Source organism: Azospirillum sp. TSO35-2, assembly GCF_003116095.1.
GTDB lineage: Bacteria > Pseudomonadota > Alphaproteobacteria > Azospirillales > Azospirillaceae > Azospirillum.
The window spans coordinates 2566800-2581851 of the sequence record NZ_LGRA01000021.1 but is presented as its reverse complement, the minus strand read 5'-3'; the positions used below and the strand labels follow the sequence as shown (position 1 = coordinate 2581851).

14 protein-coding genes are annotated in these 15052 nt (G+C 73.0%); 10 read left to right on the top strand and 4 right to left on the bottom strand.

Features of this window, described 5'->3' with window-relative positions; genetic code table 11:
• Positions 1-9: 9 nt before the first annotated feature.
• The 6 genes from TSO352_RS27760 to TSO352_RS27735 all read left to right on the top strand — a co-directional run bounded on the left by TSO352_RS27760 (position 10) and on the right by TSO352_RS27735 (position 7331).
• Positions 10-300 (top strand): PAAR domain-containing protein, encoded by a 291-nt coding sequence (locus tag TSO352_RS27760; RefSeq protein ID WP_109110294.1) that lies wholly within the window; start codon positions 10-12, stop codon positions 298-300.
• Positions 301-321: 21 nt separating this feature from the next.
• Positions 322-1983, top strand: coding sequence for a type VI secretion system-associated FHA domain protein TagH (tagH, locus tag TSO352_RS27755; RefSeq protein WP_109110293.1), 1662 nt, complete (start codon positions 322-324; stop codon positions 1981-1983).
• Positions 1984-2039: 56 nt separating this feature from the next.
• Positions 2040-4211 (top strand): serine/threonine-protein kinase, encoded by a 2172-nt coding sequence (locus TSO352_RS27750; protein ID WP_109110292.1) that lies wholly within the window; start codon positions 2040-2042, stop codon positions 4209-4211.
• A gap of 3 nt (positions 4212-4214) precedes the next feature.
• Positions 4215-5885 (top strand): alpha/beta fold hydrolase, encoded by a 1671-nt coding sequence (locus tag TSO352_RS27745; protein WP_109110291.1) that lies wholly within the window; start codon positions 4215-4217, stop codon positions 5883-5885.
• Positions 5882-6721, top strand: a complete 840-nt coding sequence (locus tag TSO352_RS27740; RefSeq protein ID WP_109110290.1) for an alpha/beta hydrolase — start codon at positions 5882-5884, stop codon at positions 6719-6721. The genes TSO352_RS27745 and TSO352_RS27740 overlap by 4 nt, the downstream gene beginning before the upstream one ends.
• Before the next feature lie 217 nt (positions 6722-6938).
• On the top strand, positions 6939-7331 hold the full coding sequence (locus TSO352_RS27735) for a hypothetical protein (protein WP_109110289.1): 393 nt from the start codon (positions 6939-6941) through the stop codon (positions 7329-7331).
• A gap of 22 nt (positions 7332-7353) precedes the next feature.
• Here TSO352_RS27735 and TSO352_RS27730 read toward each other — a convergent pair whose 3' ends face one another.
• A complete protein-coding gene (locus TSO352_RS27730; RefSeq protein ID WP_109110288.1) occupies positions 7354-8319 on the bottom strand; it encodes a LysR family transcriptional regulator in 966 nt (321 codons plus the stop codon).
• Between the two features lie 143 nt (positions 8320-8462).
• Between TSO352_RS27730 and wrbA the strand changes: the two genes are divergently transcribed.
• The 3 genes from wrbA to TSO352_RS27715 all read left to right on the top strand — a co-directional run bounded on the left by wrbA (position 8463) and on the right by TSO352_RS27715 (position 10659).
• On the top strand, positions 8463-9065 hold the full coding sequence (wrbA, locus tag TSO352_RS27725) for an NAD(P)H:quinone oxidoreductase (protein WP_109110287.1): 603 nt from the start codon (positions 8463-8465) through the stop codon (positions 9063-9065).
• A gap of 182 nt (positions 9066-9247) precedes the next feature.
• On the top strand, positions 9248-10219 hold the full coding sequence (locus TSO352_RS27720; RefSeq protein ID WP_109110286.1) for a glutathione S-transferase family protein: 972 nt from the start codon (positions 9248-9250) through the stop codon (positions 10217-10219).
• 59 nt (positions 10220-10278) lie between these two features.
• On the top strand, positions 10279-10659 hold the full coding sequence (locus tag TSO352_RS27715; RefSeq protein WP_109110285.1) for a hypothetical protein: 381 nt from the start codon (positions 10279-10281) through the stop codon (positions 10657-10659).
• A 33-nt stretch (positions 10660-10692) separates the two neighbouring features.
• On the opposite strand, the gene TSO352_RS27710 is transcribed toward TSO352_RS27715, so the two are convergent.
• Positions 10693-11067, bottom strand: coding sequence for a hypothetical protein (locus TSO352_RS27710; RefSeq protein WP_109110284.1), 375 nt, complete (start codon positions 11065-11067; stop codon positions 10693-10695).
• A gap of 249 nt (positions 11068-11316) precedes the next feature.
• On the opposite strand from TSO352_RS27710, the gene TSO352_RS27705 reads away from it, so the two are divergent.
• Positions 11317-13311, top strand: a complete 1995-nt coding sequence (locus TSO352_RS27705) for a SpoIIE family protein phosphatase (protein ID WP_109110283.1) — start codon at positions 11317-11319, stop codon at positions 13309-13311.
• Here the strand turns inward: TSO352_RS27705 and TSO352_RS27700 are convergent.
• Positions 13308-13679, bottom strand: coding sequence for a hypothetical protein (locus TSO352_RS27700; RefSeq protein ID WP_109110282.1), 372 nt, complete (start codon positions 13677-13679; stop codon positions 13308-13310). The two genes, TSO352_RS27705 and TSO352_RS27700, sit on opposite strands and share 4 nt — an antisense overlap.
• 40 nt (positions 13680-13719) lie before the next feature.
• Positions 13720-15051 (bottom strand): hypothetical protein, encoded by a 1332-nt coding sequence (locus TSO352_RS27695; RefSeq protein WP_109110281.1) that lies wholly within the window; start codon positions 15049-15051, stop codon positions 13720-13722.
• Position 15052: the final 1 nt, after the last annotated feature.

Below are 15052 nucleotides of genomic sequence, written 5' to 3'. Positions count from 1 at the left end.
AACCCGTCGATGCCGCCCGCCGCCCGCCTGACCGACATGCACAGCTGCCCGATGACGACCGGCCCGGTTCCCCATGTCGGCGGGCCGATCGTCAGCCCGGGCGTGCCGACCGTGCTGATCGAATTCCTGCCGGCGGCGGTGGTGACCGACCTGTGCGTCTGCGTCGGCCCGCCCGACGTGATCGTCAAGGGATCGGCCACCGTGGTGGTCGGCGGCCGTCCGGCGGCGCGGCTGGGCGACCAGACCGCCCATGGCGGGGTGATCGTCACCGGCGCCCCGACGGTGATCGTCGGTGGCTGAGGCGCAAGGGCGGAGCGTGGCATGCTGAGGCTGAGGATCGTGTCGGACCATCGGGCGTCGCTGGGCGGCAACGCCGAGAAGACGTTGCAGGGCGGCCGCCTCACGGTCGGGCGCGGGGCGGAGAATGGCTGGATCCTGCCCGATCCCGACCTGCTGCTGTCGCGCCAGCATTGCGTGTTCGAGACCGCCGGCGCCCAGTTCCGCGTCGTCGACACCAGCACCAACGGCGTCTTCCTCAACGGGTCGGACCGGCCGCTGGGCCGCAACGTGCCGGCGGTGCTGTCGGCGGGCGACCGCATCCGCATCGGCCGCTTCGTCATCGAAGCGACCATCGACACGCAGGCCGCCCCGTCCTTCACCGAGATCGCCGGCGCCTTTCCCTTCGACCGCAACGCGGGGGCCGGGCCGCTGGACGGTCCGTTCGGCGTCGACGCCGGGCCGTCGGCGTCCCGTCCCTTCGAACACCAGCCGCTGCGGTCGGAGGATGCGCCCTTCGACGTCTGGACCGCGTCGAACAGCGGCGGCGAGCCGCCTCGCGAGGGGGCCGGGCACGACGACTGGCGCTTCGGCACCGTCGACGACCATTCCGGTGCGCTGAACCAGGCGCTGTCGATCAGCCCGGTCAGCCCGCCCTTTCCGCCGCTGGACGACCGCGCGCCGTCCGGCCTCGGCACCATCCCCGACGATTGGGACGACGAGATCTTCGGCACGCCGCCGTCCGCGGCGCCCGCGGTTCCGGTCTTCGCGGTGCCGGCGGCGAGTGCCCAGCCGCTGCCCGCACCATTGCCTGACGACTGGAACATCGACGAGACGCTGCCGGAGCCGGCCGCCGACGAGGCGTGGCCGGCGCCGATCCCGGCTGCCGCGGTGGCGGGCACGCCCGCCGATCCGCTGCCGCCCTTGCCGGCGGATCTGCCGGCGGGCTTGTCAGCGGACTTGCCAGCGGACCTGGATGCCGCCGTCACCCCGCCGCGCCCGCCGGCCGTTCCGGTGCCTCCTCCCACCCCCGTCCGGGTGGCCGACGCCGTGTCCGATCCGGCCCCCGCCGCCGCCATCGCCGCCTTCTACGAGGGGTTCGGCGCGGCGCTGCCGCCGGGCGGCGTTCCCGATCCGACCGCGATGATGCGCAGCCTGGGCGAAGCGCTGCGGGCCAGCCTGGGGGCGCTGCACGCCTCGTTGCAGGCGCGCTCGCACTTCAAGGACGAGTTCCATCTGGAGCAGACCAGCTTCCGTCCGGCCGGCGAGAACCCGCTGAAGCGCTGCGCCACGCTGGACGAGGCGGTGTCGGTGCTGGCCGACCCGCGCCTGCGCGGCTTCCTGCCGATGGCCGACGCGGTGCGCGAGGCGGCGAGCGACGTGCAGGTCCACCACCTCGCCTACGCCGCGGCGCTGCAGACCGCGCTGAAGCAGGTGGTGGCGAAGTTCGACCCCGGCGCGCTCAGCCAGCGGCTGGAAACCCGGCTGCTCGACAGCATCGTCCCGGCCGCGCGCAAGGCCCGCTACTGGGACCAGTACGAGGCGCTGTACAAGGATCTGGTGGTCGAGCTGGAAGAGGATTTCGACCGCGTCGTCGGTGACGCCATCGCCCGCGAGTACGACCGGTTCGTCCGCGGCGACGGCGGCGGCGACGCGGGCGGCGATGGGCGCGGCGACGGGCGCGCCGGCACGGACGGGTCCGGCTGATCCCTCCGTCCCGGACACCGCCCGCTTCACAACCTTCAGCCGGACTGCCCAGCGCCATGGCCCAGACGCCCGCCGACCCCTCCGAGCCCACCGCGCTGCCGCCCGCCGCCGGCCCGCAGACGACCGACCAGGAGGCGACCCGGCTGACGGCGCCGCCGGTCACCGCCTCCTCGCTGTCGGGGGTGGAGGCGGCGCGGGGGACGCCGGCGCCGATCGGGCCGGGCACGTTGCTGAGCCACACCTATCTGGTGGAGGGGCTGATCGCCCGCGGCGGCATGGGCGAGGTCCACCGCGCCCGCCACATCGACATGAACACCTGGCACGCGGTCAAGGTGATCCGGCCGGAGCTGGCGCAGGACGCCAAGATGGTCGAGCTGCTGCGGCGCGAGGCGGCGGCGCTGCGCGACATCCGGCACGAGGCGGTGGTAGCCTATGACGGCGTCTTCCGCGACGAATACGGCCGGCTGCTGCTGTCGATGGAGTTTCTCGACGGCCCGTCCCTGCAGGAGGTGATGCAGGCGGGGCCGCTCGACGCCGGGTCGGTCGCCATCCTGCTCGACCGCATCGCCTCGGGGCTGGCGGCGGCGCACCAGCGCGGCATCATCCACCGCGACATGTCGGCCGACAACGTCATCCTGCCCGGCCGCCGCATCGCCGACGCCAAGATCATCGATTTCGGCATCGCCAAGCAGACGGCGGCAGGGGCGGGGACGGTCATCGGCGACGCCTTCGCCGGGAAATACGGCTACGCCTCGCCCGAGCAGTTCGGGCTGTTCGGCGGGCAGGTCGGGCCGCAGTCCGACATCTACAGCGCCGGGCTGGTGCTGGCCGCGGTGGCGCTCGGCCGGCCGCTCGACATGGGGCGGACGCCGCAGGCGATGATCGAGCGGCGCATGACGGTGCCCGACCTCTCCGCCCTGGACGAGCCGTTGCGCGGCGTCCTCCGCTCGATGCTGGAGCCCGACCCGCAGGCCCGCGTCAAGACGATGGCCGAGCTGGTCGGCGCGCTGACCCACCGCCCGCCGGACATCACCCCCTTCGAGGCGACGCCCTTTCCGGCGGTGACCCCGCCGCCGCCGCCCGCCGACACGCCCAAGCCGGCGCGGGACGCGGCCGTTCCGGCTGGGCCGAAGAAGAAGACCCCGGTCGGCCTGATCGCCGCGGCCGGCGTCGGCGTCGCCGCGGCGGGCGTCGCCGGCTTCGTCCTGTTCGGCCAGCCGTCCCCGGCGCCGGCGCCGGTGCCGGCGCCGACGAGCACCACCACGGCGACCACCACCGCTGGCACGGCGGCCATCACGGGGACCACCACGGCGGCCACGCCGCCGGCCCCTGCACCGGCCGCCGTTCCGCCGCCCGCGACGGAGGTGGCGTCGACGCCGCCCGGCCCCGCGCCTGCGGTCACGCCGCCGCCGGTGCAGCCTCCGGCGCCTCCACAGGTCGTCCCACCGGCCGCAGCGCCCCCGCCCGCTCCGGAGGTTGCTCCGGTCGTTCCGACCGCGCCGCCGACCCCTGCGCCGGGCCCCTCGCTGGCCGACGCGCGCCGGACGCTGGAGGCGGGCACCGGCCGCTTCGCCTGCGCCGGTTTGCGGACGGTGGAGGACGGGGCGAGCGGCCTGCGGATCACCGGCTATGTCGGCAAGGACGACGACGCGCAGGCGTTGCGCACGCTGATCGCCGGCCTGCCGGCGGGGATCGACGTCAGCGCCCGCGTCGACCTGCGGCCCTGGCCGCTGTGCGAGGCGCTGGGCGTCGCCGGCTTGCCGGGATCGGCCGACGGGATCGACGGCGGCAGCCTCGGCCTCGCCTTCAACCGGCCGTCGCTGGTCTATCGCAAGGGTGACAAGCTGGAGGTCAACGTCACCGCCGGCGCCACCGGCGGCTATCTGACCGTCGATTACTTCGACATCGAGGGCAACGTCATCCACATGCTGCCGATGCCGCTGCGGCGGGACAACCGGCTGGCGCTGGGCGATTCGGCGAAATCCATCACGCTGGGCGTCGCCAAGTCGTCGAGCGACCGCGTCTACACCATCACCCCGCCCTATGGGCCGGCGATGATCCTGGCGCTGGTGACGCGCGATCCGCTGTTCGCCGCCGAACGGCCGGAGGTTGAACCCGCCGGCGGCTATCTCGCGGCCTTGCGCGCGGCGTTGCCGAAGGACAAGCCGGGGGACAAACCCACCGGCTACGACGCCCGCTCCGCCTTCTTCACCACCGTGGCCGAGTAGCCGGTGTCGGGCCGGCGGCGGTTCGCCTGGGCGGTCGGCCTGCTGGCGCTGTGCGCCGCGGCCGGCGGGCTGCTCGGCTACGCCATCGACCGGCTGGCCGCTCCACCAGCGCCGGCAACCGTCGCCACGCCGGCGTCGCCGGCTCCCGAACCGGTGCCCGCCGCACCGCCGGCCGCTGCCGCGCCAGTGGCCGCGCCGCTGCCGGTCCAGCCGGTGCTGGGCGAGGTTCCGTGCCCCGACGGGCCGCTGCCGGCCGGGCCGGCGCCCCGCTGCCGCAGCGTCCGGGTGCCGTCGGACTGGCAGCGGCCGGACAGTCCGCCGCTCGACCTGTTCGTGATGATTCTGCCGGCGCTGAACGGCGCCACCGCCGTCGATCCGGTGGTGCTGCTCAGCGGCGGGCCGGGGCAGGGCGGCAGCGACGACCCGCGCGGCACCGCGGCGATCCTGGCGCCGATGCGCGCCACGCGCGACGTGCTGCTGGTCGACCAGCGCGGCACCGGGCGGTCGCGGCCCTCGCTGCGCTGCCCGGCGCTGGACCCGCTGCGCTATTGGTTCGGCGGCGTGACCGCGGCGGACGCCGTCGCCTGCCTCGCGCCGCTGCGCGACGCCGGCTATCGGCTGGAGGATTTCGACAGCGGGCAGAGCGCCGCCGACCTGCGGGCGCTGCGCGGCGCGCTGGGGATCGCGGCGTGGAACGTCGTCGCCACCTCCTACGGCGGAGTGCTGGCGCAGGCGCTGCTGCGGATCGACGGGGCGGCGGTGCGCAGTCTGGTGCTGAACTCCCCGGCGGCGGCCGACGCGACCTGGCTCGACCTCGACCGGTTGACCGCGATCCGGCAGGCCCACCGCCGCATGGTGGAGGATTGCGCGGCGCAGCCGGCCTGCGCCCGCGCCTTTCCCCGCCTGGACCACGCGGTCGAACGGCTCGCCGCCGCGCTGGAGCGCCGGCCGCTGACGCTGCGGCTGCATCATCCCGGCAGCGGGCGGGTCAGCGACCTGCGGCTGGACTGGCCGATGGTCGCCGCGGTGCTGGCGCTGCGGCTGGGCAACGCCGGCGGGATGGTTCCGCTGCCGGCGCTGCTCGACCACGCCGAGCGGGTCGTCAGCGCGCGGGGCGAGGCGGACGCCGGGATCGGGGGGGCCGGGGTGTTGGACGACCCGGCGGTGGCGGCGCTGGTCATGCCGTCCTCCTTCTGGCACGCGCTCGACACGCTGGCCTATGGGCTGAACCTGACGGTCGGCTGCCGGGAGAACCGCCCGCGCGTCGACGCGGCGGCGGCCCGGCGCGCGGCGGTCAGCCTGCGGCCCTACATCGTCGCCGACGCGGTGGAGACTGACTACGACGCCGCCTGCCCGGCGCTGGCGCTGGCGCCGGCCGACGGTGGCTTCTACCGGCCGGTCGAATCCGACGTGCCGGCGCTGATCCTGACCGGGGTCTACGACACGCTGACCGTGCCGGCGCGGGCGGAGGCGCTGGGACGGACGCTGCACCGGGCGGCCTTGCTGCCGTTCCGCGGGCTCGGGCACGACGTGCTGGGCGCCAGCGCCTGCGGCCGCACCATCGCCGCGCGCTTCATCGAGACGCTGGCGGTGGGGGAGGAGGCGAACTGCATGGAACGCTTCCTGCCGCCCGCCTTCGCCACCAGCCTGCCCGGCCGGGCGGCGACGCCGTGATCCGGGCCGGAGCCCTGCTGCTGCTCGCCCTGCTGGCCGGCTGCGCCACGACGCCGGAGGCGCTGTATGAGGCGGCGGACGAGGCCGCGCGGTCGGCCGGGATGATGCCGCAGCGCTTCGCCGCGCCGCCCTTCACCCTGGCCGGCTGGTTGCGCCCCGGGACGGCGGGGCCGCTGGTCGTCTACATCGAGGGGGACGGCCACGCCTGGACCACGCCGACCCAGCCGTCGCGCGACCCGACCCCGCACAACCCGGTGGCGCTGGCGCTGGCCCGCCTGGACCCGGCGCCGCGGCTGCTCTATCTCGCCCGGCCCTGCCAGTATGGTGGGGTGGCGGGCGATGCCGCCTGCACCGTCCCGCTCTGGACCAGCCGCCGCTTCGCGCCCGAGGTGGTCGACGCGCTGGGCCGCGCGCTGGACGAGGCCGAGCGGGCCTGCGGGGCGGACCGGCTGCTGCTGGTCGGCTATTCCGGTGGCGGGGTGGTGGCGGCGCTGCTGGCCGCCCGCCGCACCGACGTCGACGGGCTGGTGACGCTGGTGGCGCCGCTCGACCTCGCCGCCTGGGTCAAGGCGCAGGGGCTGACGCCGCTGGCCGGCTCGCTCGACCCGGCGGCGGAGGTTGAGGCGAAGGGGGCCGGGCGGCTGGCCGGGCTGCCGCAATCGCACATCGCCGGGGGCAAGGACCGGGTGGTGCCGCCGGAGGTCGTGCGCGCCTTCGCCGCCCGCGTCGGCGCCCCGGTCCGGGTGGTGCCGGGGATGGCGCATGACGGCGACTGGCCGGCGCTGTGGCCGGCGTTGCGGGCGGAACTGGCTGCGGCCGTTCCGTTCCCGCGCTGAGCGTCGGCCCGGTCCGTGACCCGGACGGCACGATCTTAACGATTTCGCCGGCGGCCGGGCGGGCGTCCATTGCCAGATGGCGGCACAGCCACTATGATTCGCTTCTGGTGCAAACCGGGTGTGCCTCCCGAGGCCAAGACGGGGGCAAGACCCGAACCGCTCCGGTGCCCACCGCCGCAGCGCCCGCTGGGCCGCTTGAGACGATCGGAAGACCCGTATGGACGCGCAAGACCTTTCGTTGGACGACAACCGCACGATCCAGGCCATCGGCATCCTCGCCGACGTGCTGGATGGGGTGGAAGGGCCGGGCGGGCTGGATACGGTCCTGGTGTCCAAGGCGTTGCGCCAGGTGATCGCCACCAAGTCGCAGCCGGCCTTCGAGTTCGCCTCGCGCGCCTTCAACACGCTCGATCCGGAGGTCCGCCGCCAGGTGGCGGGCAACGCGGACGAGGCGGCGCACCATGCGGTCGAACTGCGCAGCCGGGTCGGCGGCTTCCTGTCCACCGCGCCGAAGAAGCCGGTGCCGCAGGGCCCGGTGGTCGGTCCGCAGACGACCTTCGCCACCGCGCTGAACCTGCGCTCCCGCCGCCGGCCGAACTCGCCGTCGTAAGGGCGGTCCTGGCGGCAGGCCGTCAGAGCGCGCCGGGTTCGGCGTCCAGTTCCGTGTCCACATCCGCCGCCATGGTCGCCAGCAGCGCGCAGTCCCAATAGGGGCGCGGGCCGAAGCGCTGCACCAGGAAATCGACGAACACCCGCACCTTGGGCGACAGGTGGCGGTTCTGCGGGTAGACCGCGTTGACGCTGGTGTCCGACGGCACATGGCGGGGCAGGACGGTGACCAGTTCGCCGCGCGACAGCGCCTCGCCGCACAGGAAGGTCGGCGACATCACCAGACCCAGCCCGGCGATCGCCGCCTCGCGCAGCAGGTCGCCGTTGTTGCTGCGGATCGGTCCCGACACCCGGATGTTGCGCAGCTCGCCGTCGACCATGAACGGCCACAGCTCCGGCGAGGGCAGGTTGGTGTAGAGCAGGCAGCTGTGCCGGCCCAGATCCTCCGGCGTCTCCGGGATGCCGTGCTTCTTCAGATAGGCCGGGCTGGCGCACAGCGCGACGCGGGCCGGCGCCAGCTTCCGGGCGATCAGCGAGCTGTCGCGCAGCCGGCCGATGCGGATCGCCAGATCGTACCCCTCGTCGACCAGATCGACGAAACGGTCGTTCAGGTCCATGTCGATCTCGATCGACGGGTAACGCTCCAGGAACTCCGCCACCGCCGGGGCGAGGTGCAGCACGCCGAAGCTGACCGGCGCGTTCAGCTTCAGCCGGCCGCGCGGCGCGGCGTGCAGGTCGGCGACCGCCTGCTCCGCCTCCTCCAGGTCGGCGAGGATGCGGCTGCAGCGCTCGTAATAGGCCTGTCCGACCTCGGTCAGGCTGAGCTTGCGGGTGGTGCGGTTCAGCAGCCGGGCGCCCAGCCGGTTCTCCAGCTCGCCGATGCGGCGGGAGACCACCGACTTCGACAGGTTGAGCCGGTCGGCGGCGGCGGTGAAGCTCTTGGTGTCCACCACCTTGATGAAGGCGAGCATGTCGTCGAGGCGATCCATGGCATTGTTCTACACCCAGAAACAATGAGGTGCCAAGATCCGGTATTACCAGAATCGCGCCGACGCCCTATCTCTGGGGAACCGCGGGCGGCGCCGTTTGCCGCGACCACCGCGAAACGACAACCAAAACGGGAGTGGCGACGATGGCGAAGGTTCTGGTGCTCTACTACAGCAGCTGGGGTCACGTGTCGGAGATGGCGCAGGCGGTGGCCGAGGGCGCCCGCGGCGTCGCCGGGACCGAGGTCGCGGTGAAGCGCGTGCCCGAACTGGTGCCGGACAGCGTCCGCCAGTCCGCCCACTACAAGGACGAGAGCAACATCCCGGTCGCCACCGTCGACGAGCTGCCGCAGTACGACGCGATCATCATCGGCACGCCGACCCGCTACGGCAACATGGCGGCGCAGATGAAGAACTTCCTCGACCAGACCGGCGGGCTGTGGGCCCGCGGCGCGCTGGTCGGCAAGGTCGGCGGCGCCTTCACCTCCACCGGCACCCAGCATGGCGGGCAGGAGAGCACGATCCTCAGCACCCACATCGTGCTGCTGCATCTGGGCATGGTGATCGTCGGGCTGCCCTATGCCTTCCAGGGGCAGATGGGCGTGAGCGAGGTGATGGGCAACTCGCCCTACGGCGCCAGCACCATCGCCGGCGGCGACGGCTCGCGCCGGCCGAGCGCGGTCGAGCTGGACGGCGCCCGCTACCAGGGCCGCCACATCGCCGAGATCGCGACGAAGCTGCACGGTTGATCGCGCTGAAGCCAAAGGCGCCGGATGCTGTCCGGTGCCTTTGGAGGGCCGCGACGGCGGCTCCGCGGGCACATGCCCGCGAAGCCAAGCGGGCGGACGCCCGCGCCGGCGATTGAGGCAACGGCCCTTGATGGGTCACCATCAAGGGCCGTCGAGATGATACCGACCGAAGGGAGGGAACCGTGGGCCTGCTGATCGACGGACAATGGCACGACCAGTGGTACGACACCAAGACGACCGGCGGCGCGTTCGTCCGCACGGAGGCGCAGTTCCGCGACCGGGTGTCGGCCGACGGCTCCACCCCCTTCCCGGCGGAGGCCGGGCGCTATCACCTGATGGTGTCGCTGGCCTGCCCCTGGGCGCACCGCACGCTGATCTTCCGGGCGCTGAAGCGGCTGGACGCGGTGATCGGCGTCAGCGTCGTCGACCCGCTGATGCTGGCGGAGGGCTGGACCTTCCCGCAGCCGGAGGCGGTCACCGGCGCCACCCGCCTGCACGAGGTCTACACCCGCGCCAAGCCGGGCTACAGCGGCCGGGTGACGGTGCCGGTGCTGTGGGACAAAAAGACCGGGGCCATCGTGAACAACGAGTCGGCGGAGATCATCCGCATGCTCAACCGCGCGTTCGACGCCTTCACCGACGCGAAGGCCGACTATTGCCCGCCCGACCTGGTGGAGGAGATCGACCGCGTCAACGCCTTCGTCTACGACCGGGTCAACAACGGCGTCTACAAGGCCGGCTTCGCCACCGCCCAGGACAAGTACGAGGCCGCCTTCGACGCGCTGTTCGCCGCGCTGGACGAGTTGGACGCCCGGCTGGCGACGCAGCGCTGGCTGGTCGGCAACCGGCTGACCGAGGCGGACTGGCGGCTGTTCACCACGCTGGTGCGGTTCGACGCCGTCTATGTCGGGCATTTCAAATGCAACCGGCAGCGCATCGCCGACTACCCGCATCTGTCGGGCTATCTGCGCGACCTCTATCAGGTGCCGGGCGTGGCGGCGACGGTCGATTTCGACCACATCAAGCGGCACTATTACGGCAGCCACCCGACCATCAACCCGACGGGGATCGTGCCGAAGGGGCCGCGCCTCGACCTCGACGCGCCGCACGGCCGCGGCGGGCTGGGTCCCGATCCGGAGCTGGCGGCGGCGTGACATATGGCGTCCCCGGCGGTTGTCCTTGAAAACGACAACCGATCGAGGGAGATCGTCCGATGCGCGCATGTTTTCCGGTGGTTGCCCTGGCGGCCACGGCCTTTCTGGCCCTCTCGTCGCCGGTTCTCGCCCAGTCGCAAGGCGGCGGGCAGGGCAGCGGGTGGGGCGGGGCGCTCGACCAGTTGAACCGGGCGGTCAACCCGAACAACTACCCGGACGACCGGACGGGGACGCAGACCGGCCGGGCCCGCGATGACCGGAGCCGCGACGACCGCCGTTATGAAGGCTCGTCCGCCAGTGGCCGCGGCAACGCCTACAGCGACTATTCCGACCGCGACCTCAGGAACCAGTACGACCGGCTGGCCGACGAGCAGCGCCGGGTCCGGCAGGACCGTCAGGCGGTCGAGGACGAGATGGAACGGCGCGGCCTGCGCCGCTGATCCGGTGCCCGCTGTTGCCGGCCCATATGAGGTTCAGGGCCGGTAGCAGCGCGCCATGTCTTCCGGGTTGCCCATCGCCTCGCACTGCAGGCCGTTGGAGAATTTGAAGCGCATCGGCCCGGTCTTGCGGACGCTGACCACCGGCGTCTGGCCGGCGTCCTGGAATTCGACCCAGGCGGAGCTGTCGAAGCGGGTTTGCAGGCCGTTGCTCAGGCTGACGCGGCCCTGCCGGTCCTTGCGCACCTGGACGCCGGTGTTGAACAGCAGGTTCGGCCCGTCCTCCTTCGCGCTCAGGCCATTGGTGCAGTTCACCCCGGCCGGCTTGACCGCCACGCATTCGAACGGGTGCGGCTGGCTTGCGGTGAGGACCATCGCGTAGACGGCGACCTCCAGGACATTCATCGGCATGGGCGTGCACCGACAGCAGGGGAGCGGGACATCCTCCGTCTTACGGAGCCTCTGGTTACGAAAAGGATAATGTCGCGCGCGCGTTCGCATTGTTGCGCATCGGTGTGCTTCCGGCCCGGCCACCACCTGGGGTCGTCGTGACCACGGCGGGGTGCGTCCCACCGCGCCTGGACTTGCGCGCCCCGGCCCGGTAGAAGCGGTGGGTGGTGCCGCACGGCACAGCCACTTTGAAGGGGCGGGCGCAATCCCATGACGTTCCAACAGCGTTTGATCCTGCTGGTCACCGGTCTGGTGTTGCTGGCGGTGGTGGCGATCACCACGACGATGTCCTGGACGATGCGCAGCGCGCTGACCGACCGGATCGAGGGTCAGGCGCGGCTGGCCGCCGGCCTGCTCGCCCGCGGCGCCGCCCAGGCGCGCGACATCCCGCAGGAGGTCGACGCGCTGCTGGCCGACCGGCTGTTGTCGGAGGCGACGCTGACCGCCCATCTGGTGGCGCTGGCGGAGGCGGCGAAGATGGCGCCCCGCGCGCTCAGCGACCGGCTGAAGCAGATCGCCGAGGCCGGCGGCCCGGACGAGATGTGGATCACCGACAACCGCGGCCGTGCCTATCTGCACAATGTGCCCGGCCCCGACGTCACCTTCGGCCAGGATGCCAAGGGCCAGCCGCGCCAGGCCGCCTATGCCGGGCTGCTGACCCGTTCGCCGGCCTCGGTGGTGTCGGAACCGGCGGTGGAGAACGGCAAGCTGATGAAGTTCGCCGGGGTTGCCGGGGTGGACAAGCCGCGCATCGTCCAGGTCGGCGCCGACGTGCGGCGGCTGGGCGACATCGTGCGCAAGGGCGGCACCGACGGCGTCATCGACGGGCTGATCGGCAGTCGCGCGGTGGAGGCGGCGTGGCTGCTCGACCGCGACGGCCGGGTGCTGGCCCGCGGCGCCGTGGTCGGCGGGAGCGGCGGCGGACCGCTGTCGGACACCGGGACCGCCGCCGCCAAGGCGCTGACCGGCGGCGACATCCAGCTTCGGGTGGAGGGCGACAGCCTGCTGGCGCTGGCGCCGGTCAAGCTCGCCGCCGCGCCCGCGTCGGCGTCGAACGCCGGCGGCGTGCCGGCGGTGGCGGTGGTGCGGGTGCCCTACGACGAACCGGCGGCGATGGTGCGGCGCCAGATCAAGATCGGCGGGCTGCTGGGCGTGGTGGTGCTGGCGCTGGGCATCTACGCCGCGCTCCGCTTCGCCCGCGACCAGATGGCGCCGGTGGAGCGGCTGAGCGAGGCGGTCAAGGCGGTGGAGGCCGGGCGCTTCAACCCCTTCACGCTGAACGAGGCGGCCGACCGCGACGACGAGTTCGGCCGGCTGTCCCGCGTCTTCCGCCGCATGGCGATGGAGGCCTCGGCGCGCGAGGAGACGCTGGACGCCCAGCTGGTCATGCGCGGGGCGGAGCTGGAAAACCAGAGCGAGAAGCTGGCCGCCGCCGAACAGCTGATCGAGGAGGAGCAGCGCGCCGCCCGCGACGTCCAGGCCGGCCTGCTGCCGCGCCAGTTGCCGGCCGGGCGCGACAGCCAGTTCTACGGCGCGCTGGTGCCCGCCCACACGGTCAGCGGCGACTTCTACGACGTGATCGAGCTGGACGAGCGCCACACCCTGCTGGTCACCGCCGGCGTGTCGGGCGGCGGCGTGCCGGCGGCCTTCCTGATGCTGATGGTGCGCGGGGCGATCCGCGAGGTGGCGCGTCCCGGCGCCTCCCCCGCGGCGATCCTGACGGCGGCGAACGACCGGCTGTGCGGCGAAAGCCCGTTCAACGGCTTCGCCACCGCCTTCATCGCCGTCTACGACCGCGTCGCCGGCACGCTGCTGCACGCCGCCGCCGGCCATCGCGGCGCCTGCCGCGTGCTGGTCGATGGCGGCGTCGAGTTCCTGTCGGAAGCCGGCGGCCCGGCGCTGGGCGTCCGCCGCGGCGCGCCCTACGCCGAGGCGACGGTGGTCCTCAACCAGGACGAGACGCTGTTCCTGTGCACCGACGGCGTGCTGCGCTCGGCCGACGCCCAGCGCGAGCCGTTCGGCGAGGCGCGCCTCGCCTCGGCCCTGCAGCTCAGCCGCGGCATGTCGGCCCGCGACCGCGCCGACCTGGTCCTGCGCTCGGTCCAGGCCCACGCCGGCACCGACGGCGTGCTGGCCGGCGACCTGGTCTGTCTGGTGATGCGCCGCCTGTTGCCGGTGGCGGAGGCCGCCGAGGCGGTGTCCTAACCGAAGAAGCGGGGAACCAGCCGGATCGTCACCGGTTCCACCGGATGCCAGCCGTAGTTGCGGATGACGTCGTTGGAGTCGACGGGCTTGCGGTCGCCCTGCAGCGACCAGGTGATGTGGTAGGTCGAGCCGTCGGGGCGCTCGCTGGTGCCGTCGATGGCGACGACCAGCGCCTGGACGCCCTCGTCGTCGTCGACGACGCCGATCACCTCGGCCTGGGTGGCGGTGGGCAGCGGGTCATGCGCGCCGGCGCCGAAGGTCTGCGTCACATGATCGGCGACCAGCCGTTCGTACCGCGGCGGGACAAGGGCCAGCAGACGGTCGCGCTCCTCGATCGGCAGTGCCCAACCCGTGTATCCCGAACCCATGCTCCGCTCCTCCCGACCACGTCCCTGCGACGGCGTGCACTTAACGCCGTCCGCCGTTCAGAATCGAGTCCATGATCTTGTTCGCCTCGGCCGGACCGGCAATCAGCTCGATCATGCGGATGGCGGTGTAGCCGGCGCGCGTGTCGCCCGCCCCGCCGCCCGCCCCGCCGCTTGCCCCGCCAGCCAGCGCCTGCTGGGCCTTCTCGGTCAGGGTCGCCGTGGTCTTCTGCGTCACCGCGCGCAGCTCGCCGCGCAGGCCGAGCTGGTCGGCGATGGTCGAGCATTTGCGCAGCGCCCGCGCCTGATTCTCGGCGTTGGCCAGATGGGCGCGGTCCCCCGCCTTGCCGTCGAGCGCGCCGAGGGCGGCGACGATGCCGCTGTCGGCGTCCTGCAGCACCTGGGTCCGCACCATGTCGTGGACCGAGTTGCGCACGTCCTTCAGCCGCTGGTCGAACTCCCGGTTGCGGCTGTGCTCCATCGCGCTGCGCGTGGCGTCCAGGCTGGCGACGAGATCGAGCGCCAGGTCGGCGACCGCCATGCGGTCGGACGCGGCGCCGGGGGCGTTCTGGAAGGCGCGCGAGCGGTCCTCCATCTGGGCGACCACCGTGCCGGTCAGCGCCATGAACAGCTGGGCGCGGTCGGCCGGCTTCAGCCCCAAATCCATGTCCCACAGCCCGCTCAGCAGCTTCGACGGGTCGGACAGCCGCGAGGCGCCGAGCAGGATGAAGATCCGCAGCGCGTCCGGGTTGGAGCGGGCGATGCGGCGGCCGATGGCCTGGATCGCCTCGGTGTGGTCGGCGTGCAGCCTCGCCACCGGCTTGGGCGACAGCGCCGCCTTCAGCTCGGCGATCTCCGGGGCGATCGACAGGATGACGGCGATGTCGGCGATCGCCCGCACCCGCGCCGGGTTCAACCGGATCTCCAGCGCGTCGTTGAACCGCCCGGCCTCGGTGGCGGCGGCGATGCCGGTCACCGCGGCGGCGCACTCGGCCCAGAAGGCCACCGTCAGGTCGCGGCTTTCGGGACCGCCCTGCAGCGCCGGGCGGAAGGCGCGCAGCCGGTCCTTGCCGATCTGCCCCTCGACCAGCGGCCACAGGCTGTTCATCAGCGACCGCTCGATCACGCTCAGCGGCATCGGGTCGGCCTTGCCCAGCGCCTCGAACAGGTCCTCGAACGGGTCGCAGAACAGGCGCTTCAGCGTCGGCCGCCGGTTCAGCCGCAACTCCACCAGCCGCGGGCGGATGACGGCGATGGTCCGCTGGATGTCGGGATGGTCGCCCATCTGCTCCAGCAGCTCGACGACCTGACGGAACTTGGCCTCGTCGATGTCGAGAAGCCGGTCGCCCAGCGCGATCAGATCCTTCATCTCCATG